Origin of the sequence: Cryobacterium sp. Sr3 (assembly GCF_004402835.1) — a bacterium.
Lineage (GTDB): Bacteria > Actinomycetota > Actinomycetes > Actinomycetales > Microbacteriaceae > Cryobacterium > Cryobacterium sandaracinum.
On the sequence record NZ_SOFA01000002.1, the window covers coordinates 20,915 to 43,757 of the forward strand.

Consider the following 22,843-nt stretch of genomic DNA (forward strand, 5'->3'; position numbering starts at 1 on the left):
CGGCAGCGTCTCGACCTGATTCAATGACACAGTGACTGAAGCAGGAAACCGCTCGAGCGCTCGCAGAACCGCGAAGCGCAGCAAGCCCCGGATCTACCGTCGTTGGTGGTTCTGGGGGGCCATCGCCGTCGGTGTCGTCATTGTTGCCGGAGCATGGGTGGGTGTCCGGGGACTACAGGCGAAGGTTGAGCTGGAAGCAGCAATACCACTGGCCTCCATCATAAAGACGCAGCTGCTGGTAGGAGACTCGGCGGCGGTCTCCGCATCGGTGAAGAGCATGGCAGGGCAGACCGCCCGCGCCCGCGATCTGACCGACGATCCGGTGTGGCGTGCCGCGGAGCTCGTTCCCTTCGTGGGGGCCAATCTCGCAGCTGTGCGAAACCTGGCCGACGTTGCCGATGACGTAGTCAGCGGTGCGGCCGTCCCCTTGGCTGCGACCGCAGCGACGTTGAATCCTGCGACGCTCAAGCCCACCGGCGGCGCCATCGATCTTGAGCCGATTGTTGCAGCGGGCGAAGCTCTCAACCAGGCCAGCACAGTGTTCGCGGCAGCGGACAAGCGGGTCAGCGACCTCGACACCAGCATGACCGTCGGGCAGGTCACCGCAGCCGTGGACGAATTTCACGGCTTCCTCGGGAGCATCACTCCGGCGTTGGTGTCGGCAAGCCAGGTAGTGGAGGCTCTTCCCGATGCTCTCGGGGGGACTGCGCCACGCAACTACGTCATCGTGTTCCAGAACAACGCTGAGGCGCGTGCGCTCGGGGGCACCTCGCTCTCGTTCGCCCTGCTGACCATTGACAAGGGTCGCGTCACGCTGGGTGACGCCGTGCCGGCGGGATTCGGGAACTTCGCGTATTACCAGGAATCCGTGATTCCTCTGCCGGAGGGGGTTGAGGCGCTGTACGGTTCGGAGTTTGGTCGGGCCATGTCGAACGTTACGGTGCGGCCTTACTTCGGGAGTGCTGCCGAGACGACCCGGGTGATGTGGAAACAACAGTTTGGAATAGACGTTGACGGCGTGATTTCCATCGACCCCGTGGCGCTGGGGTATCTTCTTCGCGGGACCGCGCCGATTCCGATATCTACAGGCGATGTTCTGACGAGCGACACCCTTGTGCCTTTGCTTCTAAACGGCGTCTACATGCGCTATTGGGCGGATAATGCGGCACAGGATGCCGTGTACGCGGAGATCGTCGTAAAAACCTTCGATCAGCTTCTGGGCGGAGAGCTGGACCCAAAGGTGGTGCTGTCCGCCCTGACCCAAGCCGCGAGCGAGCATCGGGTGCTGATGTGGAGCCCAAAGGCGGAAGAACAAGCCATCTTCGAGTCTCTGGGGGTGGATGGCTCCCTGCCGAAGAGCACCGAAAAGACAGATCGGGTCGGGGTCTACTTTCAAGAAAACGTTGGCTCGAAGATGAACTACTACCTGAAGCAGTCCGTCAACCTCGGCCAGGCTGCGTGCCGGGCTGATGGGAAGGCGTCCTATCGCGTCGGCATCGACCTCACCAACGAGATTCCGGGCGATGCGGCGACATCCATTAGCCCGTCGATTCTCGGCACGTTCGTTCGGGAGAAGCTCGAGCCGGGTGTGCAGCGCATGATCGTCATGGTCTACGCCCCGCCCGGTTCGCAGATCCTTGGAGCGACGGTTGACGGGGCTGCGGTGCAGCTGGAGTCGTTCCACGACACCGACTACCCGGTGGCGAAGCTGATCGTGAGTATGGAGCCCGGCGCCACCTCGAAGATGGCAATCGACGTTGTGGCGCTCGGAACCGGCAAGAAGGCGCTCGAGGCTCAGGTCACTCCGATGGTGAACCCCACGACAATCTCGGACCTGCCCCTCGACTGCGCCACCGTCGCGGCGGAGTAGTGGGTGACGGGCTACAGGCCGATGGCGAAGGCGGCGTAGCCGATGACTCCGGCGGAAACCGCAGCGACGGCCAGAAAGGCGTACTGCAGTCCCTTGGTGCTGCGACCTCGTCGCAATAATGCCTTGTGGCCCATCTGCTCGGGCCGGATTTTCGTCATAATTTTTACTGTACCGCTGCGGTGACACCCGAATCATTGCTCTGGGCCCCCAAAGGAGGGGGTTAGGCTGCCTCGCCTGGTGCCCGAGGCTAGGCTTCAATCGTGGTGATTGAGATATGAAACTGTCCGTGATCGGTTGTGGCTACCTGGGGGCCGTGCACGCTTCGGCTATGGCAGAGCTGGGCCACGACGTGGTGGGCATCGATATCGATGCTCGAAAGATCGACCAGCTGGCCGCGGGCAGGCCGCCGTTCTTCGAGCCGGGCCTGCCCGAGATTCTGTCCTCGGCCATGGCGTCGGGTCGGCTACGCTTCAGCACCGACATTGCCGACGCCGCCGGCGCGCAAGTCCATTTCATCGGCGTCGGCACCCCGCAGAAGGCCGGCAGCCATGCCGCCGACCTCAGCTACGTCGATGCGGCTGTGCAGTCGCTGCTGCCACACCTTGCCGCCGGTGACCTGGTCGTGGGCAAGAGCACGGTGCCGGTCGGCACCGCCGCCCGCCTGGCCGGCGTGATCGAGGCATCCGGCAACGGGGCCACCCTGGCCTGGAACCCCGAGTTTCTGCGCGAGGGCTTCGCCGTGAAAGACACCATCAGTCCCGACCGTCTCGTCTACGGGGTGCCGGTCGGCGCGGCCGGCGAGCACGCCACAGCGCTGCTAAACGAGGTCTACGCGTCGGCGATGGCCGCTGAGACGCCGCTGATCGTGACCGACTACGCCACGGCCGAGCTCGTCAAGGTCGCCGCGAACGCGTTCCTGGCCACCAAAATCAGTTTCATCAACGCCATGAGTGAGATCGCCGACGTCTCCGGGGCGAACATCACCGAGCTGGCCGACGCCATCGGGTTCGACAACCGCATCGGGCGCCGCTTTCTCAACGCCGGCGTCGGGTTCGGCGGCGGTTGCCTGCCGAAGGACATCCGTGCCTTCACCGCCCGCGCCGAGGAACTCGGCCGGGGCGAGTCAGTCTCCTTCCTGAAGGAGGTCGACGCGATCAACATGCGGCAGCGCCAGCGGGTCGTCGCGATGACCCTGCAGGCCCTGGACAAGCCCGTCTACACAGCCAAGGTGGCCGTGCTCGGGCTCAGCTTCAAGCCGTACTCCGACGACGTGCGGGACTCGCCGGCCCTCGACGTGGCCGTGCAGCTGCGGGGCCTCGGCGCCGACGTGATGGCGACCGACCCGCAGGGAATCGAGAACTCGCGCCTGCGGCATCCGCAGCTCACCTATTCCACCAGCATCGAGGAGACCCTGCGCGCCGCCGACGCGATCGTGCTGGTCACAGAATGGGCCGAGTTCAAGCAGATCGACCCGGTCTGGGCGGCTACTCTGGTTCGTGTGCCCATAATAATTGACGGTCGAAATACTCTTGACGCTGCTGCTTGGCGTGCTGCGGGCTGGACCTACCTGGGGCTCGGTCGGCCCTGATGGCCGACCTTTCTCATGCTTCGGTGACAAAGCCGAAACGCCGCGGGTGGCGAATCGCCCTTATCGCCGTCGCCGCCGTCGTTCTGCTGGTTGGCGGCGCCGCGGGTGTCTACGCCTGGACTCTAAGCAATACATTCGATAGCCAGACCGTGAAGATCCCCGACGTGTTCCCCGACGAGACGTCACGGCCGCCGGCGCCAACCGGTGACGCGGCAACCGGTGACGGGGCAACCGGGCAGAACATCCTCCTGCTCGGCTCTGACACCCGAGGAGCGAACGACGGGTCCATCACCGACCTCACCGGCCAGCGCTCGGACACCATCATGGTGGTGCATGTGCCGGCGAACCGCGAGAACATCTATGTCATGTCGATCATGCGTGACAGCTGGGTCGACATTCCGGGTGAGGGCGAGGCCAAGATCAACGCCGCGATGTCCTACGGCGGGGTTCCCCTGGCCGTGCAGACCATCGAGGGTCTTCTCGGTGCGCGCATCGACCATGTGGCCATCGTCGACTTCACCGGATTCAAGGGCATCACGGATGCCCTGGGCGGCGTCGACATCGACAATCCGGTCGGCTTCGACTCGTCCTCGCTGCCGGGGCGCTACTTCGCCGAGGGAACCCAACGCTTGAACGGCACGGAGGCGCTGGCCTTCGTGCGGGAACGGTACGCCTTCGCGGACGGCGACTTTCAGCGGGCCCGCAACCAGCAGGCCTTCATCAAGGCCTTGCTGGGCAAGTCGCTGACGGCGGAAACCCTCACCAACCCCGCCAGGATCAGCGATCTGGTCGGGGCGATTGCTCCCTACCTCGCCGTTGACGACGGGCTGAACTCGGCCTACGTGGCCGGCCTGGCGGTGGAGCTGCGCGACGTGCGCGTGGACGACGTCACGTTCTTCACTCTGCCGACGACAGGCACCGGTACCTCGCCCGACGGCCAGTCGATCGTCGTCATCGACCAAGACAAGTTGAAGGAAGTGCAGCAGGGGTTTCAGACGGACACCCTCGACTCGTACCAGCCCGAGCTACAGACGATCGGTTAGCGGCCCGTGGGCGCGCACGTCGCTCATGCGCGGGCAACGACGCAGAGCCTGTCTAGCGGCCCTGCTCGACCCGAGTAAGCTTGAGGCTCCGATTTCAAGGGGTGTGCGCGTGGTCGACCAGGAGCTTCAGCGGGAACAGCAGTATGTAGCGAACCTGTATGCGCGCCTCGACGCGCTGCAGCGGGAGGCCGAGCAGCAGCTTGTGGCCGTGCGGCGGCTCGACGTGGGCGGCAACCACCAGTCGCGCTCCGAGCGTGACACGTTCGCGCGCCTCTATGAGGACCGGATCGTGCAGCTGCGCGAGGTCGACGACCGGTTGGCGTTCGGGCGGCTCGAAGTGGCCGCCGACTCCTCTGACTCTGATTCTGCTTCCGACTCTTCCTCTTCCTCTTCCTCTTCTTCCGACTCGACGGATGCCTCCGTCTACCGCTACATCGGCCGGCTGGGGCTGCGCGACGAAAACCTGCAGCCCATCCTGCTCGACTGGCGGGTGCCGCAGGCCAGCGCGTTCTACCAGGCCACCGCGGCGACGCCGCTCGGCGCCCGCGCCCGCCGGCATCTGCTCTCGAAGGGGCGGGACATCGTGCGCATCGAGGACGAGATCCTCGACGCCGCGCTGCTCGAGGGCGATTCGGCAACCCAGCACCAGGGGGAGGGCGCACTGCTGGCCGCACTCACCGCCCAGCGCACCGGGCACATGAGCGATATCGTGTCGACGATTCAGGCGGAGCAGGACCGCATCATCCGTTCAGACCTGAAGGGCGTGCTCGTCGTGCAGGGCGGCCCCGGCACCGGCAAGACGGCCGTAGCCCTGCACCGCGCGGCGTACCTCTTATATACGCATCGCGATCGGCTGAAGAACTCGGGTGTGCTCATCGTGGGGCCGTCGGAGTCCTTTCTGCACTACATCGAGGCGGTGCTGCCGTCGCTGGGGGAGACCGGGGTGGTGCTCGCATCCGTGGGCCAGCTCTATCCGGGTATCGAGGCCACCCGAGAGGATGCCCCGGCCGTCGCCGCGATCAAGGGCCAGACCTCGATGGCCCGGCTGGTTCAGCGTGCTGTGCGGTCGCGGCAGCGAGTGCCGGCGTCGGCGCAGGTGCTGGTCGTCAACGGTGACCGGCTCACGCTCAAGCCGCAACTGATCGAGACCGCGATTCACCGGGCGCGGGCCGGCGGCAAGCCGCACAACGAGGCTCGGGTCACGTTCGTGAAGAACGCGCTCGCTGCGCTCTCCCGGGAGTGGCTCGCGCAGTTGAAGGCCCAGGGCCGGTCGATGGACGACACCGATCTGCCCATGCTGCGCGAAGACCTGCGCCTGGCCGACGACGTGCGGGTGGCGCTGAACACGGCCTGGCTGCCGCTCACCCCCGAGAAGCTCGTGCAAGACCTCTACGCCCGCCCGCAATGGCTGGCGCAGCTCACCCCCACCTGGACGCCGGCGCAGCGCGCGCTGCTGCACCGGCCGCGCGATGCCGAGTTCACCATCTCGGACGTGCCGCTGCTCGACGAGGCGGCCGAGCACCTGGGCGAGTACAACGTGGTCGACGCAGCCCAGAAGCGCGAGCAGAAGGAGCAGCGCAAGCGCGACGTGGAGAACGCCGAGCTGGCCATCTCGAACATGGAGGTGAAGGGGCTCGTGAACGCCAAGGCGCTCGCCGACAACTTCGCCGAGCTTGGCGACCGGGCCACCACGGCCGAGCGCGCCGCCCTGGACCGCACCTGGACTTACGGGCACGTGGTCGTCGACGAAGCACAGGAGCTGTCGCCGATGCAGTGGCGGCTGGTGCTGCGGCGCGGCCCGCTGCGGTCGTTCACGATCGTGGGCGACATCGCCCAGGCGGCGTCGGCCGCGGCCGCGTCGAACTGGCGCGACGCCCTCGAGCCCCTGCTCGGCTCCTCGCTCGAGGCCTCGCGGTGGCGGCTCGAGGAGCTCACCGTGAACTACCGCACGCCGAGCCAGATCACTTCGGCTGCCGAGTCGATGGCGCTCGCGCACGATCTGCCGATCACCCCAGCCAGGTCGGTGCGGGCGAGCGAGTGGCCAATTGAGACGCTCACGGATGTTGTTTCGGCCGTTAGGCGGGAACGCTCGCTGGGGTTGGGTGGCACGGTTGCAGTGATCGTGCTGGAGCACTCGTTGGCGGGGGTTGTTGGTTCGCTGGTTGCTGCGTTCGGTTCCTTGGGCGTCAGTGTCGGTGTCGGGGCTGCGGGGCTGCTCAAGGATGTGGCGGTGCTCACCCCGCAGGATTCGAAGGGGCTGGAGTTCGACGCCGTGATCGTGGTGGACCCGGCGGGGATCGTGGCGGCGTCTTCGCGTGGGGCCGGGGCGCTGTACGTGGCCATGACGCGTCCGACGCAACGGCTGTATCTCGTGGCGACGGGGAAGTTGCCCGCGGGGCTGTAGCGGCCCGGTGGTCTCGCTTGTCGGTGGTTTCGCTTGTCGGTGGTGGTGCTTGTCGGTGGTTTCGCTTGTCGAAACCCGGCGAGCCATTCTCTGAACCCGCGACGCGGCATCCGTGCCCCTGCGTTATCTGCGGACTTTTTCGCGACACGCCTTTCCCCGTGGCTGGGGTGACCCGGTCTTTTCGGACGGGGTCACCCCACCCGGGCACATAGGGCGTGTCCCGAAATTCTCCGAGTTAACGTCACGACGGACGCTCCCGCGCGAGCCCCGACGGCTCCCGCCGCCGCGGCACCCGTCTCCCCACACGCAGCCCCGCACCCTGCCCGCACCCGCCCCGAAACCTGCCCCGCGCCCGCCCCGAAACCAGCCCCGCACCCTGCCCCGGCTCGACAAGCAGGGCCCGCTGTACACTTTCTAGGGCGTCGCGCATGGGTGACGTCAAGCTCCGGACCACGACTACGGCCCCGAGTAACTGAAAAGGATCCACACTTCACATGACGACACTTCCCCGCCTGGTTGCCTTCGATCTCGATGACACGCTTGCCGCCTCCAAATCGCCGCTCGACCCGCGCATGGCGGAACTCTTGGTCAGCCTGCTCGGCGTCGTCGAGGTGTGCGTGATCTCCGGCGGGCAGATCGCCCAGTTCCACATGCAGCTGATCGACAACCTCGAGGCCGTGAGTGACGACATCCTTTCGCGCCTGCATCTGATGCCCACCTGCGGCACCCAGTACTACCGCCACGTCGAGGGTTCCTGGACCCAGATCTACGCCGAATACCTGACCGACGCCGAGAAGACGGATGCCCTCGCCGCCGTCGAGATCTCCGCGCGTTCGCTGGGCTACTGGGAGAGCGACACGTGGGGTCCGATCCTCGAGGACCGCGGTTCGCAGATCACCTTCTCCGCCCTCGGCCAGGCCGCCCCGGTGGCCGCCAAAGTCGCGTGGGACCCAACGGGTGAGAAGAAGAACACCCTGCGCGAAGCCGTGCAGGCGCTACTGCCCGACCTCGAGGTGCGCTCCGGCGGCTCCACCTCGGTGGACATCACCCGTCGCGGCATCGACAAGGCCTACGGCATGCTCAAGCTCGCCGCCCTCACCGGCGTTCCCCTCGACGACATGCTGTTCGTCGGCGACCGCCTCGACGAAAACGGCAATGACTACCCGGTCAAGGTTCTCGGCGTCGAATGCGTCGCCGTGGGGGGTTGGGAAGACACGGCCGCGTTCCTCGAAACGCTGATTCCTCAGCTCGCCGCCGCCGCCGCCGCAGCAGCAGCAGCAGCCTCTGCCGCTGCCACTGCCTCCGCCTGACGAATTCTGCTCAGTCGAACCCCGCGACGAAATCTTGCAACCACGGCCGCAGGTCCGGCCCGAGGTCCTCGCGGTCTGCGGCGAGCCGCACGATCGCCTTGATGTAGTCCAGGCGGTCGCCGGTGTCATAGCGGCGACCGCGGAAGATCACTCCGAACACGCCACCCGTCGCATCCGGGGTCGTCGCAAGCTCCTGCAGCGCATCCGTGAGCTGAATCTCGTTTCCCTTGCCCGGCAGGGTGTGCTCGAGCACGTCGAACACCTCCGGGCGCAGCACATAGCGGCCGATGATGGCCAGGTTCGACGGGGCATCCGCGGCGCTGGGCTTCTCCACGAGCCCGGTCACGCGCACCACGTCGGGGTCGTCGGTGGGCTCGATCGCGGCACAGCCGTAGAGGTGGATCTGCGACGGATCGACCTCCATCAGCGCCACGATGCTGGCGTTGCGTGCGCCCTGCTCCACCAGCATCCGGGCCAGCAACGGGTCACGGATGTCGATCAGGTCATCACCCAGCAGCACCGCGAACGGCTTGTCGCCGACGTGCATCTTCGCGCGCAGCACCGCATGCCCGAGTCCGAGCGGGTCGCCCTGGCGCAAGTAGTGGATGTCGGCCAGCCGGGTGGGGAGCCGCACCTTCGCCAGGCGGTCGTGGTCGCCCTTCTTCTCGAGCAGCGACTCCAACTCGGTCATGCGGTCGAAGTGGTTCTCCAACGCGTTCTTATGCCGCCCTGTCACCATCAGTAGGTCGGTCAGGCCGGCCGCGGCTGCCTCCTCGACCACGTACTGGATCGCGGGCTTGTCGACGACGGGAAGCATTTCCTTCGGCATGGCCTTGGTCGCCGGCAAAAAGCGTGTTCCCAGTCCTGCCGCGGGAATGACGGCCTTGGTAATCTCGGAGCTCATGAGACTCAGACTAAGGGCGCAGTGTTGCCGCCGCATCTCCCACCGCGGATCTTTCGGTCTGGCGCCGTGATCTGTCTCGGCCACCGGCCACTGCCCGTGAGGTCACCTGCCGCCTGCTCTGGGCTGCCTTGCCGTACCCCTGAGTCGGGCTGGCAGCTGCGGCTAATTCAGGAGAAACCCGGCCACAGTCATCCGTTGCGCCGTATTCCCGGGGGCTGTGCCGCGCATCCAGCCCAGATCTCCTGAGTTAGCCACCTGTGAGCCCGGTGGCCGGTGGCTCAGCTGGCGTAACTCCTGCAATTCGCGGCCGGAGGGTCACGCCAGGCCGAATCGGGCACATCCGTCAGAATCTGCAGGAGTTGTGCGCGGCCGTAGGGGGCTAACTCAGGAAAACCGGGCCGGCTGCGGCTTGCGCCCCCGGAATTACGCAACGGATACCGAGGCCCATCCCGGATCTCCTGAGTTAGCCACAGAAAAGGCAAGTGCACGTGCCGACGGGCACCCCGGCGCACACCCGCACCCGACCTGCAGTCCCCGTCAGCGCCCGCGGCCGCCGCGCAACAGAACCAACCCGAGCACCGTTCCGACCGCGGTCCCGACCGTGTTCGCGACCACATCGGCGAGGGTGGCGAACCGGTCCGGCAGGAAGATCAGCTGCCCGAGCTCGATGGTGCAGCTCGCCGCGAACCCGACCAGCACGGCCAGCCACCACCGTCGTGCGCCGGCCACGAGCACGACAAACAGGCCGACCGGCACGAACAGGGCGATGTTGGCGATGAACTCGACCAGGCCGTAGCGCACCCAGCCGGGCGCGCCGTGTTCCTGCAGCCAATCGATAAGGGCCAGCAGTGAGTCGTACGCCGCCCGGTCGACCGGCACCGGCCAGAACGCGATGAAGGCCAGCGCGACCAGATAGGCGAGCATGAGCCAGGGCGCCCACCGGCGCAGCCGGGTGGGCGCGGCTCCGCCCGCCGCGGCAGGGCCCGGCGGTCTCGGCGGGGGAGTGCGACTCGCGTCGGTCATGTCTCGCCTCCCGGTACGTCACGATCGGCGAACCGACGGCGCCGGGACCTGACCGCAACACTGTCGATCTATTTACCGTAGACGCATCCGTGCGCGGGGGCTCGCAAATACGCTCTGAGCCGAAGGATGCCCACCGCCGACCACTTCCATTCCGGTCGAGAGTGACCGGTAAAGCGGGCGCTCTCGACCGGAACAGGCACCCTCACGACGAAAACCGAGCCCCTACCGCCCGGCCGACACCCGCTTCGGCAGCACGAAGACGAGCAGCAGTGCCAGCACGCTGAACGCGGCGCTCACGCCCATCGCCGCGGTGGCGCTGTCGGTGAAGCCGGCGGCGACGGCCTCCGCACCGGGGCCGGCCACGACCAGCGTGCCGAAGAAGACGCTGCCGATCACGGCTATGCCCACGGCGCTGCCGACCCGCTGCATCACGCCGACCACGCCGCTGGCCGCACCGGCCTCGGAGCGGTCCACGGTCGCCACGATGAACTGGGCGTTCGGCGCGATGAAGAATCCGCTGCCGAGACCCGCGATCAGCAGCGGCGGCAGCAGCTCCCAGTTGGTGATCGCCGGGCCGATCAGGAGCAGGGCGAGCCAGACCCAGACCAGGCCGATGGTGACCAAGGACACGCCGATGATCAGCACGGTGCGGCCGAGCCGCTGCGCCAGCCGGTTGCTCTGCGAGGCGCCGATGATGGTTCCGATCGCGAACGGGATCGATACCAGCCCCGACTCGAGGGCGGTGTGCCCGAGGCCGGCCTGCCAGAGGATCGAAATGGTGAAGAAGATGCTGGTGAACGCGGCGAAGTAGACCAGGGCGAGCACGATGCCGCCGGTGAACGCCGGATGCCGGAACAGCCGCGGCGGCACCAGCGGGCTCTTGCCCCACCGGGTGTACGCCACCTCCCAGAAGCCGAATGCCACAATCAACAGCGCCCCCGCCGCCAGGGTCAGGTAGGTCCAGAGCGGCCAGCCCTGGTCCTCGCCCTCGATCAGGGGAACGAGCAGCGCCACGAGCCCGCCGGAGATCAGCAGCAGGCCCACCCAGTCGATGCCGCCGCTCGGGGTGCCCGGGGCACGTTCGGAGCCGGCCGGCAACAGGATCGCCGCCGCGACGAGGGCGACGATGCCGATCGGCAGGTTGACCCAGAAGACCAGGCGCCATCCGTTCTCGTCGCCGAAGGCCTCGATGATCAGGCCGCCGATGATCGGGCCGAGCGCCGTGGATACGCCGATCACCGTGCCCATGATCGCGAACGCCTTGCCGCGGGTGATGGGCGGGAACAGAAGCTGGATCACAGCGGTCACGGCCGGCACGAACATGCCGCCGGCAAGCCCCTGCACGACCCGGGCGATGATCAGCTGCAGATCGTTCTGCGCGAGCCCGCAGGCGAGGCTGGCCAGGGTGAACAGCAGCAGACCGGTGAAGAAGACCCACTTGTGGCCGATGCGGTCGCCGAGCCGCCCGGCCGGGATCAGCGCGATCCCGAAGGCGAGCGCGTAGCCGGAGATGATCCAGGAGAGGGTGGCCTCCGAGGCATCCAGGCTGGTACGGATGGTCGGAAGCGCCACATTCACGATCGTGGTGTCGAGCAGCGCCATGAACATGCCGGCCAGCAGCACGATCAGGGCCTGCCAGGCATGCCGTGGGATAGCGACAGGTGCGGGGAGACCCGGGCTGGAATCGGTCATGACATGATCCTCTCGCGCTTCTGGCCGCGCCGGCCCGGCCGCACCAACACCAAACACCAACTACCAAACACCAACTACAAAAACCCCCACTCCGAAGAGTGAGGGTTTTGCATATCTGTCGGGGTAACAGGATTTGAACCTGCGACCTCGTCGTCCCGAACGACGCGCGCTACCAAGCTGCGCCATACCCCGATGGCCCGTAAGCCTTGACAAGTATAACCCCCCGGATGCCCTACCACGACCATCCGGTGCCGAGCCTGCCGATACCCCCGCTACGCCGCCGTCAGCGTGAGCAGGGTCGCCTCCGGCGCGCAGGCGAACCGCACCGGCGCGTAGATCGACGTGCCGAGCCCCGCGGACACGTTCAGGTACGAGGTGTGCAGTCCGGAGTCCCAGAGGCTGAGGCCCTTGACCTGCTTGCGTGGGATGTCGCAGTTGGTGACGAGGGCGCCGTACCGGGGAACGCACACCTGCCCGCCGTGCGTGTGCCCGGCCAGGATCAGCTGGGCACCATGGTTGACGAACGAGTTGAGCACCCGCTGGTAGGGCGCGTGGGCGACGCCCACCGTGAGCGTCGACCGCGGCGGGGTCGCCTCCTCGGGGTCGGGCCAGTGCTCCTCCGACAACGGGTCGTTCGCGCGCAGGTCGTCGATCGCCCGGGTGATCAGGTCGAGGCGGTCGAGCCCGATGTGCGGGTCATCCACCCCGAACAGCTCCAGGTGGGTGCCGTTGATGTCGAGCGCGGCCGCTGCGTTGTCGAGGTCGATCCAGCCGAGGTCGCCGAACACCCGGTGCAGGTGGGCGATGTCGAGCTTCTCGTGAAACGCCGAGCGAAGCGTCGACGGGGCACGGAAGTACCGCATCGGGTTCTTCAACTGCGGCCCGTAGTAGTCGTTCGACCCGTTGACGAAGATGCCCGGAATGCCGCGGAACGGTTCGAGGGCATACTCGATCCCGGAAATGCCGTCGGCGTGACCGAGGTTGTCGCCCGTGTTCACGATCAGGTCCGGTGCGAGGTCGGCCAAGCCGCGCACCCAGTCCTGTTTATCCCGCTGCCACGGTGCCATGTGCAGGTCGGAGAGGTGCAGCACCTTGATCGGGGCGGATCCCGGCGCGAGCACCGGGACGAGAACCTCGCGGAGGGTGAACATGCGGCGCTCCACGAGAGAGCCCCAGGCGAACGCGACGACTCCGGCCGCGGCTACCACCCCGGCGCTGACGGCCAGGGAGGTGCCTGCGGAGTTGGCGCGGGTCATCCGTTGCCCCCGCCGTTCGCGTCGGGTTTCGCGTCGGGCTTCGCGCCGGCGGCAAGCTTGCCGACCACGATCGTGACGGAGCTGCCCGCCGCGGCGCCGGAGCCGGCGGTCGGTGTCATGGAGAGCACCGTGCCGACCTGCTTCGGGTCGGTGACGTCCTGCTCCTGCTTGACGATGCCGAAGCCCGCCAGGGTGGAGGTAGCTTCGGCCTCGGTCTTGCCCACGACATCGGGCACGATCTTGAGCGCGCCATTGCTGGAGTAGACGGTCACGGTCGAGCCGCGGCTGGCGCTGCTGCCGCCGGCCGGGTCGGTGCGGGCCACGGTGCCGGCGGGCATCTCGGAGTCGGTCACACCGCCGTCGACCACGTCGAAGCCGGCCGAGGTCAGGGTGGAGGCGGCTTCGCTCATCGACTTGCCGCGCAGGTCGGGGACCGGAATCTGAACGGCCTGCAGCACCTTGTTGGATGCCTCGGCGAAGGCGTCTCCGCCGTACTTCGCGTTCGCGACGCTCATCACCTCCGGCCACATGCGGTGACGGGCGGTGGCAGCCGTGCCGCCCTCCCAGTCGCGGACGAGACGCTGGTTGATGTCGCCGGTGACGCTGACGACGCCGATCACCGTGGCGACCTTGGTGCTCGCGCCGCTCATCCAGGTGTCCTTGTTGCCGTCGGTGGTTCCGGTCTTGCCGATCATCGGCACCTTCGGGGAGGTCGCGGAATTCGACGCGCGTCCCGAGCCTTCGGTCATCACCTTTTGCATGGCATACGTCATGCCGGCGTCGACCTCAGGGGTGACCGCCTGGGTGCACTTGGTCTGCGGCGGGGTCATGTCGACGCCGTCGCCGCCGACGATCCGGTCGATCACGATCGGGCTGCAGCTGACGCCGTTGTTGGCGATGCCGGCGAAGGCGATGGCCATGCTGAGCGGCGCGACCTCGTTCGTGCCGAGCACGGCCGAGGGACCTTGTTCGAGAGGCTTCAGGTCGGCGCGGCCCACTCCGAAGGAGTTGGCCATCGTGGCGATGCCGCACTGGTCCAGCTTCTTCGCCATGCCGATGAAGCCGGTGTTGATGGAGTCGATCGTCGACTGCAGCGCGCTGTAGTTGGTGCCGGGCTCGTTCGCGTCGTTCTTGGGGTTGAAGACATAGCTCTGGTTGCCCTCACAGCTGTTCTTGAACACGCCCCAGTCGCTCTTGCGGCGGGAGTCGACGCGCTCGTTGAGCGTGTGCCCCTGGGTCAGCCACTCGGCGAGGGTGAAGACCTTGTAGGTCGAGCCGGGCTGGAACCCGAGCGAGCCGCCCTCGTTGGAGTTGGTGTTGTAGTTGATGCCCGTGTAGTCATTATTGTTCTCGGTCACGGCCGGGTCCTGGCTGTAATCCTTGTTCTGGGTCATGGCCAACACTCGGCCGGTGCCCACCTCGACGCTGGTGATCACACCGCCCACGTCCCAGTCCCCGTACTGCTTCGGCACGTGCTTCTTCATGGTGGTCTCGGCGGCGTTCTGCAGGTCGAGGTCGAGCGTGGTGTAGATCTCGTAGCCGCCACGACGGAAGTTGGCCATGCGGGTGACTTCGTCTTCACCGAAGGAGGGGTCGTTCCGCAGGGTGTTGACGACCAGGTCGCAGAAGTAGGCGCTGCCGCCGGCTGTCGCACACCCGGTGCTGGGTTCCGTGATGGTGGGCTCGATCACGGTGGCCAGGGCGGCGTCGTGGTCTTCCTGGGTGATCTTCTGGTACTTGAGCATCTCGCCCAGGATGTAGTCGCGGCGTTCCTTGTTGGCGGCATACCCGTTGGCGACGCCGTTGGTTTCGCTCTCCGGGTTGTCGAGCTGGAACTTGACCGGGTTGTTCACGATCGCCACCAGGCTCGCCGCCTGCGCCAGTGACAGGCCCGCGGCGGTGGTGTTGTAGTAATAGTTGGCGGCCGATTCAATGCCGTAGACCGTGCCGCCGAAACCGGCGATGTTCAGGTACTGGCGAAGGATGTCGTCTTTCGCGTACTGCTTCTCCACGCCGATGGCGAGGCGCATCTCCTTGAGCTTGCGGTCGGGGGTGGTCTCCGTGGCCGTGTCGTAGCAGCTCATGCGCTTCTTTTCGTCGGCCAGAGCCTCGCACTTCTGCACCTGCACGTTTTTCACGTACTGCTGGGTGATCGAGGAGCCGCCGCGTGCGGTGCCGGTGGCCACGGTGCTCACGACGCCCTTGACGGTGCCCTCGAGGTCGATGCCGCCATGCTCATAGAAGCGGGGGTCCTCGCCCGCGATCACGGCATCCTTCACGAACGGGCTGATCGCGTCCCACTCGACTTCCACCCGGTTCTGATCGTAGAACGAGGCCAAAAGCAGGGGGCTGCCGTCGGCGTTGGTCGCGTAGATGTTGCTCTTCTGCGCCAGCTGGTCGATCGCGAGGTAGTCGGGGAGGCTCTCGAACATGTTGATCGTGTTCGTGGCTGTCATGCCGGAGAGGGCCAGAGCGGGGGTGACAGCGGCGGCGACGAGGACGCCGGCCACGGCGCTCATCCCGACGAAACCGAGGAACCCGCCGAGCGCTCCACTGACCGTACGATTTTTGGCAGACATACTATTGAGACTAAGTGACAAATCTGAATAACCGCCTGAATCGGAGCCTTATGCCTGCCTGGGAGTACCTTACGACGCCGCTGATGATTCACAACACAGCTGCCATTTTGAACAACTGGGGCTCGGAGGGCTGGGAGCTCGTGCAGGTCGTTCCCGGACCCGAGGGTGGGCTTGTCGCCTACCTCAAGCGCCCCGTCGCCACCGAAGGAGCCTGAGGCGTGGCGCAGATCGCTGCCCGACTGGCCGAGCTCGGCATCGAGCTGCCGAGCGTCGTGCCTCCCGTGGCCAGCTATGTGCCGGCCGTGGTCTCCGGCTCGCTGGTGTTCACCAGCGGTCAGCTGCCGATGATCTCGGGGGCGCTGCCGGCCACCGGCAAGGTCGGCGACGGCCACGGACTCGTGCCGGCCGCCGACGCCCAGGACTACGCCCGGCAGTGCGCGCTCAACGGGCTTGCCGCCATCCAGGCCGCGATCGGATCGCTGGACCGAGTGACGCAGGTCGTCAAGGTCACCGGCTTCGTCGCATCCGACCCGTCGTTCACCGGCCAGCCCGGTGTCGTCAACGGTGCCTCCCAGGTGCTCGGCGAGATCTTCGGCGACCGGGGCGTGCATGCCCGCTCGGCCGTCGGCGTCGCTGTGCTGCCGCTGGATTCCCCGGTCGAGCTGGAGCTCATCGTCTCCTTCGCCTGAGCCCCAGAAAGCGGGCAGGCCCACTGGGCCTGCCCGCTTTCGTGTGTCTACTCGGGTGCGTGCCCGAACGAATTGGTTAGACGCTGGTTACTTCAGGGTGGACATGATCGCCGTCATCACCGAGGTGTCAGCGAGGGTGGTGGTGTCGCCGACCTCGCGGCCCTCCGCGACATCCTGCAGCAGACGCCGGATGATCTTGCCCGAGCGCGTCTTCGGCAGCTCGCTCACGATGAAGATCTGGCGGGGCCTCGCGATGGCACCGATTTGCTGGGACACGTGCGCCCGCAGCACGGCCTGGATGTCCGCGTGCGAGGACTCCTCCAGGTGGCTGTACTTGATGATGACGAACGCCACCACCGCCTGGCCGGTCGTGTCGTCATGCGCGCCGACCACGGCCGCCTCGGCGGTCATCGGGTGCGCCACCAGCGACGACTCGATCTCGGCCGTGGACAGACGGTGCCCCGACACGTTCATCACGTCGTCGACCCGGCCGAGCAGCCAGATCTCACCGTCACGGTCGAGGCGGGCGCCATCACCGGCGAAGTAGCGCGGGTTCTCCGATCCAAACTTCTCCCAGTACGTCTCCTTGAAGCGCTCCGGGTCACCCCAGATGCCGCGCAGCATCGACGGCCACGGTTCGGTCACCACGAGCAGGCCACCGTTGTCTCGGCCCACGTGGTTTCCCTCGTCGTCGAGCACATCGATCACGACACCGGGGATCGGGCTCTGCGCCGAGCCGGGCTTGGTCGTCGTCACGCCGGGCAGGGCGGAAATCATGATCGCGCCGGTCTCGGTCTGCCACCAGGTGTCGACCACCGGCGCGACATTGCCGCCGATGACCTCGCGATACCACATCCACGCCTCCGGGTTGATGGGCTCGCCCACCGAACCGAGCAGGCGCAGGCTGGTCAGGTCGAAGCCCTGCGGGATCTGGCGACCCAGCTTCATGAAGGTGCGGATGGCCGTGGGCGCCGTGTACAGGATGCTCACCTTGTACTTCTCAACGATTTCCCACCACCGGCCGGGGTGCGGGGTGTCCGGGGTGCCCTCGAAGAGCACCTGGGTGGCGCCGTTGGCGAGCGGGCCGTAGACCACGTAGCTGTGGCCGGTGATCCAGCCGACGTCGGCGGTGCACCAGTAGACATCAGTCTCGGGGTGCATGTCGAACACGTTCTTGTGGGTGAACGCCACCTGCGTGAGGTAGCCACCGGTGGTGTGCAGGATGCCCTTGGGCTTGCCGGTGGTGCCGGACGTGTAAAGGATGAACAGCGGGTTCTCGGCCGGGAAGCCCAGCGCCTCATGCTCTCCCGCGACCGAGGCGAGCTCGTCGTGCCACCACAGGTCGCGGTCGAACCACTCCACGAAGCCGTCGGTGCGCTTGACCACGAGCACGTTGCGCACGGTGGTCTCGCCGCCCTCCAGAGCCGCGTCGACGGCCGGCTTGAGAGCGGACGCCTTGCCCTTGCGGTAACCGCCGTCGGCGGTGATCACGAGCACGGCGCTGGCGTCATCGATGCGCGAACGGAGGCTTTCGGCGCTGAAACCGCCGAAGATGACCGAGTGCACGGCGCCGATGCGGGCCACGGCGAGCATCGAGATGACGGCCTCCGGGATCATCGGCAGGTAGATCGCGACGCGGTCCCCGGCATTCACGCCGAGTTTTGTCAGCACATTCGCAGCACGCTTCACTTCGGCAGTGAGCTCGGCATATGTGATGTCGCGGGAGTCTCCCGGCTCACCCTCGAAGTGCAGCGCGACCCGGTCGCCGTTGCCGGCCAGCACGTGCCGGTCGAGGCAGTTCCAGGCCACGTTCAATTCGCCGTCTTCGAACCATTTGGCGAACGGTGGATTGGTCCAGTCCAGGGTTTTTGTGAACGGCTTATGCCAGTGCAGAAGCTCGCGGGCCTGATCAGCCCAGAATTTCAAACGGTCGTCCGCGGCGTCCTGATAGATCTGCGGCTTCGCAATGGATTGTGCGGCAAACTCCGGTGTCGGCGGGAATCTGCGGGATTCATGGAGAAGGTTATCGATCTTGACGCTCATACGTATGTCGCTCCTTTGCGATGCGCTGCGTGTATCGGGCGCGTAAACCAGCCCCTCCTGAACCCTACACGGCGACATGTGTCGCCCAGGTTGCGCGGAATTGCGGCGAGTTCCCACCCCCAATTGTGGCCTCATCAGGCACCCGGGTTCTGTGTCCTCATTTATGAGGACACGGGGGACTTGCGCATCTGTAATTCCCCTTGTACATTTGTTTTTGTCTGAACGAAAGTTTTGACCTGCGGTGTGTCTGGTTCCCCCCAATCAGCGCACTGCCGAGGCGGCACCTGTTCCCCCCAATAGGTGCCGCCCCCCTTTTTAACCAGTGGTTTTTCGCGGTGGTGCGTCCCGGTCCTCCCCAGCCGGCGGTCGGCCCGGGTTCTCCTCGATCCGGCGCAGGGGCCGGATGCGCTCCCACCGCCGATCTAACGTCGGGGCATGCCCGAGCCGTTCGTCGCCGTCCCGTCATATGGCAGGTCCGTGCCTGCCCGCCCTACCAACGGTGCTCCCGACCGCCGCACGGATGCCCGGCCGCCCGGTGCGCTCAGCCCCGGTGTGCTGCCGGCGATCCGGCCCCTCGACGTGTTCGTGCTCGGCCCGCTCGCCGAATTCGCCGCCGACGGCGAGGTCACCGATCTGTTCGTCAACGGCGCCGCCGGGCTGTGGGTGGATGCCGGCCACGGACTGCTGCACGCCCCGCAGTGGAGCTGCCCGGAACCGGCTGTGCGGGAATTGGCGGTGCGCCTGATCGCCCTCGGCGGGCGCCACATCGACGAGGCCAGCCCCTGCGTCGATGTGCGGCTGTCCGACGGCATCCGGGTGCATGCGGTGCTGCCGCCGGCGTCGAGCACGGGCACGCTGCTGTCCATCCGGCTGCCTCGCGCCGAGCGGCTGAGCCTCGCCACGCTCGCCGCCGGGGGTCTGTTCGGGGTGGGGGAGGCATCCGTCGCCGTCGCCGACCGGCTGCGCGTGGCCGTGCACCGGCGCGAGAACCTGCTCATCACGGGAGCCGCCGGCAGCGGCAAGACCACCCTGCTCGCGGCGCTGCTGGGCGAGGCGCCGCCTGGGGAACGCATCGTGGCCATCGAGGACGTCGCCGAACTGCGCATAGACCACCCGCATGTCGTGGCGCTCGAGGCACGGCAGCCGAACCTCGAGGGTGCCGGCCGGATCGGCCTGGAGAGTCTCCTGCGCGAGGCGTTACGGATGCGCCCCGACCGGCTGGTGCTCGGCGAATGCCGCGGTGCCGAGATCCGGGAGCTGCTGGCCGCGCTCAACACCGGCCACGACGGCGGCGCCGGCACCCTGCACGCGAACTCCCTGCACGACGTTCCGGCCCGACTCGAGGCCCTCGGCGCTCTCGCCGGACTGAGTCCGGAAGCGGTGGCGCGGCAGGCGGTGAGCGCGATCGGGCTGGTGCTGCACCTCGAGCGCCGCGAGGGCCGCCGCCGGCTCGCTCCGCTTGGCCGGTTCGTGCTGGACGCCCGGGATCGCCTGCTGGTGATCGCCGCGGCCCCGGGGAACCGCTGGGCCCCGGGGGAGTCCGGCCCGCCCAGACCGGTCCGCACACACGGGCGGCGGGCCGCCGCGCCCGCCGAGACTGGAGAGTCGGAATGAGAGTCGGCACGAGACTCGGCACGTGGCTCGGCGTGAAACGGCGGCACGGTCCGCCCAGCCCGGCCATCGAGGAGGTGGCGCAGGTGACCCAACGCATCGCGGTTCTCCTCGCCGCCGGCGTCTCCCCGGCATCCGCGTGGGCCTACCTCGAACCCGTCGCTTCGCACCCCGTCGGCGAAAAGTCTCTGTCGCCGACACCGCCCTCTTCGGGGGCACAGATCATCCGGGCGGCGGCCGACGCCGGGCGCCGCGGCAACAACATCGCCGACGCCGTGGCCGCCGAGGCCCGCGCACTCGGCGGCCAGATCGGCGCCGCCTGGCTGGGCCTCGCCGCGGCCTGGCAGGTGGCCACCCAGGCCGGAGCGCCGCTGGCCTCCTGCCTGCGGCAACTGGCGTCATCCTTCCGGGACCTCGGCCAGTTGCACGCCGACCTCGCCGTGGCGCTCGCCGGCCCGAGCGCCACGGCACGGATGGTCGCGTTCCTGCCGGTCGTCGGTGTGCTGTTCGGCAGCCTTCTGGGCTTCAACACGCTGCAGACGCTATTCCTCACCGCACCCGGCTGGGCCTGCCTCGCCGGCGGCGGCGCCCTCATGCTGGCGGCGGACCGCTGGAACCGGCGGCTCGTGCACTCCGCCCGGGCACGGGACCCGACCCCCGGGCTCGAACTGGACCTCACCGCCATCGCCATGACCGGCGGCGGCTCCGTCGACCGCGCCCGGACCCTGGTCGACGCGGCGGCAGAGCGGTTCGCCCTGCACCGCGCGGACTCGGCGGCCAGCATCGACCGGGTGCTCGCTCTGTCGGTGCGCGCCGGCGTTCCCGCCGCGGAGCTGTTGCGAAGCGAGGCCGACCAGCTGCGTCGGCAGGCCCGCAGCGACGGCCAGCACCGGGCCGCCACCCTCGCGGTCACGCTCATGATCCCGCTCGGGGTGTGCGTGTTGCCCGCATTCATGCTGGTCGGAGTTCTGCCGCTGTTGATGACCGTCCTCTCGTCCACAGTGCTCGTTTTCTGAAGTTCTGCACCGAAGCGAGCGGCTGTCGGTGTTCCGCCCTCGCCCGCGCCAGTCTGAGACCACTCGTGCCGCCCACACACCGCGTCGCCCGACGCGAGAAGGAGACGAACGAATGCCCACCATCGAACCGACCACCGATTCTGCCCTGACACCGACCACCGATCAGGCCGCCAAACCGACCAGGGGTCAGGCCCTGCGACCGACCGTTGAACCGGCCACCGACGAGGTCACCAACCTGACCAGGAACCTGATCGCCGAGCGCGCCACCGGCACGATCGACGCAGCGACCACCGGCCCCGGCCTCGGCCACGATTCTCTGCGCAAGGCGGCACCGGCACCCCGGCTTCCGCGCCCCGACCGGTTCCGGCTGCCGCGCGGCCTGCGCGCCGAGACGGGTGCAGCCACCGCCGAATACGCCGTCGCAACGATGGCGGCGGTCGGATTCGCCGGCCTGTTGATCGTCATCCTGCGCGGCGACGAGGTGCGCGGCATCCTGACCGATCTGGTGCGCAATGCGCTTTCCGTGGGGTAGCCGCCGGCCGGAAGGGCACTCCGACGGGCACTCCGACGGGAACTCCGACGGGCACTCCGACGGGCACTCCGACGACGCCCCGAGCGCCCGAAGCCGCGCGCGGCGCCGCCCCGGCCCCAGGGACCGCCCCCGCGACCGCGGCAGCGTCACCGCCGAGTTCGCGACGGTCGTTCCGGCTGTACTGCTCGTGCTCGCCTGCTGCCTGGGCGCCCTGCAGGTGATCGGCCAGCAGGTGCGCCTCACGGATGCCGCGGCCGATGCCGCCCGGTCCCTCTCCCGCGGCGACAGCGTCGACCGGGCCTCTGGGCTGGTGCAGCGGGCGGTGCAGGGGGCCTCGATGACCCCGGAGCGCCGGGGTGAGTTCGTCTGCGTGAACCTGCGCGCACCGAGCTCGTTCGGCGCTTTCGCGGCCTTCGGCCTCACGCTCCGGGCCGGGTCCTGCGCGCTCGGCGGTGGCCGGTGAGGCCCCGCCGGGGGAGGTCCCGGACGCTGACTTCCCGGGCTCTGCGGCGGCGGACCGTGACTCGCCGGGCTCTGCGGCGGCGGCACTGGTCAGCACCCGAGCGCGGCTCGGGTACGGTGCTAGCTGTCGGGGTGCTGGGCGCGGTCATGCTCCTGACGGCGGTGCTGCTGCCGCTGTTCGCCGCGCTGGTGGTCGGTCAGGCGGTGCAGGGGGCAGCGGATGCCGCGGCGCTCGCCGCCGCCGACACCGCCTCGGGCGCCGTGGCCGGGATTCCCTGCGCGGCGGCGGCCGAAGCCGCGAGGCTGAACGGGGCATCCGTCACCGTCTGCACGGTGGAGGGATTGATCGCATCGGTGACCGCGGTGCGCGGCTACCTCGGGTTCGAGCTGGGCGCGCAGGCATGGGCCGGGCCGCCCGATTCGCCCGGCGGCCCCGCCGGCTGACTTCGTCTCAGCGGGCGCGAAAGCCACGGGCGGCTCAGTCGAAGAGGGCCTCGATGTAGCGGTAGTCCACGGCGGTGGGTCGAGCCGGGAATGTGCTGGAGTCGAATTCGAGGCCGGAGCCGCGTAGATAGAGGTAGCGCTTGTTGCCGTCGGCAGGGATCTCGAGTCGCGGCCGCGGATCGCCGGATTCCAGGAACTGGGTGGTGACTGTCTTGCCTTGGAGGGGGCCGTCCGTGAGCTTCGCGGTGTACGTGCCCGTCGCTGAATTCGCCATGCTCCAATTGTCTCCGCCAGCGCAGGCCTGGCAACCCCCAATGGTCTCGCGCGGCGTGGTCGATTAGGCAGGCACCATATTGAAGTGTGTATGGTGTGCCATG

At 67.7% G+C, this 22,843-nt stretch carries 20 protein-coding genes and 1 tRNA gene; 12 read left to right on the plus strand and 9 right to left on the minus strand.

Annotated features, from left to right (window positions below; translation table 11 throughout):
• Positions 1-31: 31 nt before the first annotated feature.
• A complete protein-coding gene (locus tag E3N94_RS00710; protein WP_134569610.1) occupies positions 32-1,870 on the plus strand; it encodes a DUF4012 domain-containing protein in 1,839 nt (612 codons plus the stop codon).
• A gap of 11 nt (positions 1,871-1,881) precedes the next feature.
• Here E3N94_RS00710 and E3N94_RS16350 read toward each other — a convergent pair whose 3' ends face one another.
• Complete coding sequence (locus tag E3N94_RS16350; RefSeq protein WP_158251972.1) at positions 1,882-2,028, minus strand: hypothetical protein; 147 nt, start codon at positions 2,026-2,028, stop codon at positions 1,882-1,884.
• Positions 2,029-2,144: 116 nt separating this feature from the next.
• Here E3N94_RS16350 and E3N94_RS00715 point away from each other — a divergent pair, with 116 nt between their 5' ends.
• The 4 genes from E3N94_RS00715 to E3N94_RS00735 all read left to right on the plus strand — a co-directional run bounded on the left by E3N94_RS00715 (position 2,145) and on the right by E3N94_RS00735 (position 8,215).
• Positions 2,145-3,458, plus strand: a complete 1,314-nt coding sequence (locus E3N94_RS00715; RefSeq protein ID WP_134569611.1) for a UDP-glucose/GDP-mannose dehydrogenase family protein — start codon at positions 2,145-2,147, stop codon at positions 3,456-3,458.
• Positions 3,459-3,481: 23 nt separating this feature from the next.
• On the plus strand, positions 3,482-4,501 hold the full coding sequence (locus tag E3N94_RS00720) for an LCP family protein (protein WP_241987020.1): 1,020 nt from the start codon (positions 3,482-3,484) through the stop codon (positions 4,499-4,501).
• 109 nt (positions 4,502-4,610) lie between these two features.
• The gene (locus E3N94_RS00725; RefSeq protein WP_241987021.1) at positions 4,611-6,905 is read left to right on the plus strand and encodes an ATP-binding domain-containing protein; all 2,295 of its coding nucleotides are present in this window, start codon (positions 4,611-4,613) and stop codon (positions 6,903-6,905) included.
• Positions 6,906-7,399: 494 nt separating this feature from the next.
• Positions 7,400-8,215: an HAD-IIB family hydrolase gene (locus tag E3N94_RS00735; RefSeq protein WP_134569614.1), complete on the plus strand. Its 816-nt coding sequence runs from the start codon at positions 7,400-7,402 to the stop codon at positions 8,213-8,215.
• A 10-nt stretch (positions 8,216-8,225) separates the two neighbouring features.
• Here E3N94_RS00735 and E3N94_RS00740 read toward each other — a convergent pair whose 3' ends face one another.
• From E3N94_RS00740 to E3N94_RS00765, 6 genes are all read right to left on the minus strand, one after another.
• Positions 8,226-9,119: a UTP--glucose-1-phosphate uridylyltransferase gene (locus tag E3N94_RS00740; RefSeq protein ID WP_134401256.1), complete on the minus strand. Its 894-nt coding sequence runs from the start codon at positions 9,117-9,119 to the stop codon at positions 8,226-8,228.
• A 537-nt stretch (positions 9,120-9,656) separates the two neighbouring features.
• Positions 9,657-10,142 carry a VanZ family protein gene (locus tag E3N94_RS00745; protein ID WP_134401255.1) on the minus strand — a complete coding sequence of 162 codons (486 nt, stop codon included), beginning with the start codon at positions 10,140-10,142 and terminating at the stop codon, positions 9,657-9,659.
• A gap of 222 nt (positions 10,143-10,364) precedes the next feature.
• Positions 10,365-11,834: a DHA2 family efflux MFS transporter permease subunit gene (locus E3N94_RS00750; protein WP_104099393.1), complete on the minus strand. Its 1,470-nt coding sequence runs from the start codon at positions 11,832-11,834 to the stop codon at positions 10,365-10,367.
• Positions 11,835-11,952: 118 nt separating this feature from the next.
• Positions 11,953-12,026, minus strand: a tRNA-Pro gene (locus E3N94_RS00755).
• Positions 12,027-12,106: 80 nt separating this feature from the next.
• Complete coding sequence (locus tag E3N94_RS00760) at positions 12,107-13,090, minus strand: metallophosphoesterase (RefSeq protein ID WP_104099394.1); 984 nt, start codon at positions 13,088-13,090, stop codon at positions 12,107-12,109.
• The gene (locus tag E3N94_RS00765; protein ID WP_134401254.1) at positions 13,087-15,669 is read right to left on the minus strand and encodes a transglycosylase domain-containing protein; all 2,583 of its coding nucleotides are present in this window, start codon (positions 15,667-15,669) and stop codon (positions 13,087-13,089) included. The genes E3N94_RS00760 and E3N94_RS00765 overlap by 4 nt, the downstream gene beginning before the upstream one ends.
• A 50-nt stretch (positions 15,670-15,719) precedes the next feature.
• On the opposite strand from E3N94_RS00765, the gene E3N94_RS00770 reads away from it, so the two are divergent.
• The gene (locus tag E3N94_RS00770) at positions 15,720-15,884 is read left to right on the plus strand and encodes a DUF4177 domain-containing protein (protein WP_134342594.1); all 165 of its coding nucleotides are present in this window, start codon (positions 15,720-15,722) and stop codon (positions 15,882-15,884) included.
• A 3-nt stretch (positions 15,885-15,887) separates the two neighbouring features.
• The gene (locus E3N94_RS00775; RefSeq protein WP_134569615.1) at positions 15,888-16,358 is read left to right on the plus strand and encodes a RidA family protein; all 471 of its coding nucleotides are present in this window, start codon (positions 15,888-15,890) and stop codon (positions 16,356-16,358) included.
• An 87-nt stretch (positions 16,359-16,445) separates the two neighbouring features.
• Here the strand turns inward: E3N94_RS00775 and acs are convergent, their stop codons facing one another.
• Positions 16,446-18,401 carry an acetate--CoA ligase gene (gene acs, locus E3N94_RS00780; RefSeq protein WP_134569616.1) on the minus strand — a complete coding sequence of 652 codons (1,956 nt, stop codon included), beginning with the start codon at positions 18,399-18,401 and terminating at the stop codon, positions 16,446-16,448.
• A 435-nt stretch (positions 18,402-18,836) separates the two neighbouring features.
• On the opposite strand from acs, the gene E3N94_RS00785 reads away from it, so the two are divergent.
• From E3N94_RS00785 to E3N94_RS00805, 5 genes are all read left to right on the plus strand, one after another.
• Positions 18,837-20,015, plus strand: a complete 1,179-nt coding sequence (locus tag E3N94_RS00785) for a TadA family conjugal transfer-associated ATPase (protein ID WP_134569617.1) — start codon at positions 18,837-18,839, stop codon at positions 20,013-20,015.
• An 83-nt stretch (positions 20,016-20,098) separates the two neighbouring features.
• Positions 20,099-21,028: a type II secretion system F family protein gene (locus E3N94_RS00790; RefSeq protein WP_241987022.1), complete on the plus strand. Its 930-nt coding sequence runs from the start codon at positions 20,099-20,101 to the stop codon at positions 21,026-21,028.
• Positions 21,029-21,395: 367 nt separating this feature from the next.
• Complete coding sequence (locus E3N94_RS00795) at positions 21,396-21,560, plus strand: DUF4244 domain-containing protein (protein WP_233191137.1); 165 nt, start codon at positions 21,396-21,398, stop codon at positions 21,558-21,560.
• Positions 21,541-22,023 carry a TadE family protein gene (locus E3N94_RS16780; RefSeq protein ID WP_194087965.1) on the plus strand — a complete coding sequence of 161 codons (483 nt, stop codon included), beginning with the start codon at positions 21,541-21,543 and terminating at the stop codon, positions 22,021-22,023. Before E3N94_RS00795 ends, E3N94_RS16780 begins: the two co-directional genes overlap by 20 nt.
• A 56-nt stretch (positions 22,024-22,079) precedes the next feature.
• A complete protein-coding gene (locus tag E3N94_RS00805) occupies positions 22,080-22,466 on the plus strand; it encodes an Rv3654c family TadE-like protein (RefSeq protein WP_277870663.1) in 387 nt (128 codons plus the stop codon).
• Between the two features lie 34 nt (positions 22,467-22,500).
• On the opposite strand, the gene E3N94_RS00810 is transcribed toward E3N94_RS00805, so the two are convergent.
• The gene (locus E3N94_RS00810; RefSeq protein WP_104099401.1) at positions 22,501-22,740 is read right to left on the minus strand and encodes a hypothetical protein; all 240 of its coding nucleotides are present in this window, start codon (positions 22,738-22,740) and stop codon (positions 22,501-22,503) included.
• Positions 22,741-22,843 lie beyond the last annotated feature (103 nt).

Bases quoted from the DNA above. Each gene is read 5' to 3' on its own strand.
- E3N94_RS16350 (WP_158251972.1), bottom strand. From the start codon at position 2,028: ATGACGAAAATCCGGCCCGAGCAGATGGGCCACAAGGCATTATTGCGA.
- E3N94_RS00715 (WP_134569611.1), top strand. From the start codon at position 2,145: ATGAAACTGTCCGTGATCGGTTGTGGCTACCTGGGGGCCGTGCACGCT.
- E3N94_RS00735 (WP_134569614.1), top strand. From the start codon at position 7,400: ATGACGACACTTCCCCGCCTGGTTGCCTTCGATCTCGATGACACGCTT.
- E3N94_RS00740 (WP_134401256.1), bottom strand. From the start codon at position 9,119: ATGAGCTCCGAGATTACCAAGGCCGTCATTCCCGCGGCAGGACTGGGA.
- E3N94_RS00745 (WP_134401255.1), bottom strand. From the start codon at position 10,142: ATGACCGACGCGAGTCGCACTCCCCCGCCGAGACCGCCGGGCCCTGCC.
- E3N94_RS00750 (WP_104099393.1), bottom strand. From the start codon at position 11,834: ATGACCGATTCCAGCCCGGGTCTCCCCGCACCTGTCGCTATCCCACGG.
- E3N94_RS00760 (WP_104099394.1), bottom strand. From the start codon at position 13,090: ATGACCCGCGCCAACTCCGCAGGCACCTCCCTGGCCGTCAGCGCCGGG.
- E3N94_RS00765 (WP_134401254.1), bottom strand. From the start codon at position 15,669: ATGTCTGCCAAAAATCGTACGGTCAGTGGAGCGCTCGGCGGGTTCCTC.
- E3N94_RS00770 (WP_134342594.1), top strand. From the start codon at position 15,720: ATGCCTGCCTGGGAGTACCTTACGACGCCGCTGATGATTCACAACACA.
- acs (WP_134569616.1), bottom strand. From the start codon at position 18,401: ATGAGCGTCAAGATCGATAACCTTCTCCATGAATCCCGCAGATTCCCG.
- E3N94_RS00785 (WP_134569617.1), top strand. From the start codon at position 18,837: ATGCCCGAGCCGTTCGTCGCCGTCCCGTCATATGGCAGGTCCGTGCCT.
- E3N94_RS16780 (WP_194087965.1), top strand. From the start codon at position 21,541: ATGCGCTTTCCGTGGGGTAGCCGCCGGCCGGAAGGGCACTCCGACGGG.
- E3N94_RS00810 (WP_104099401.1), bottom strand. From the start codon at position 22,740: ATGGCGAATTCAGCGACGGGCACGTACACCGCGAAGCTCACGGACGGC.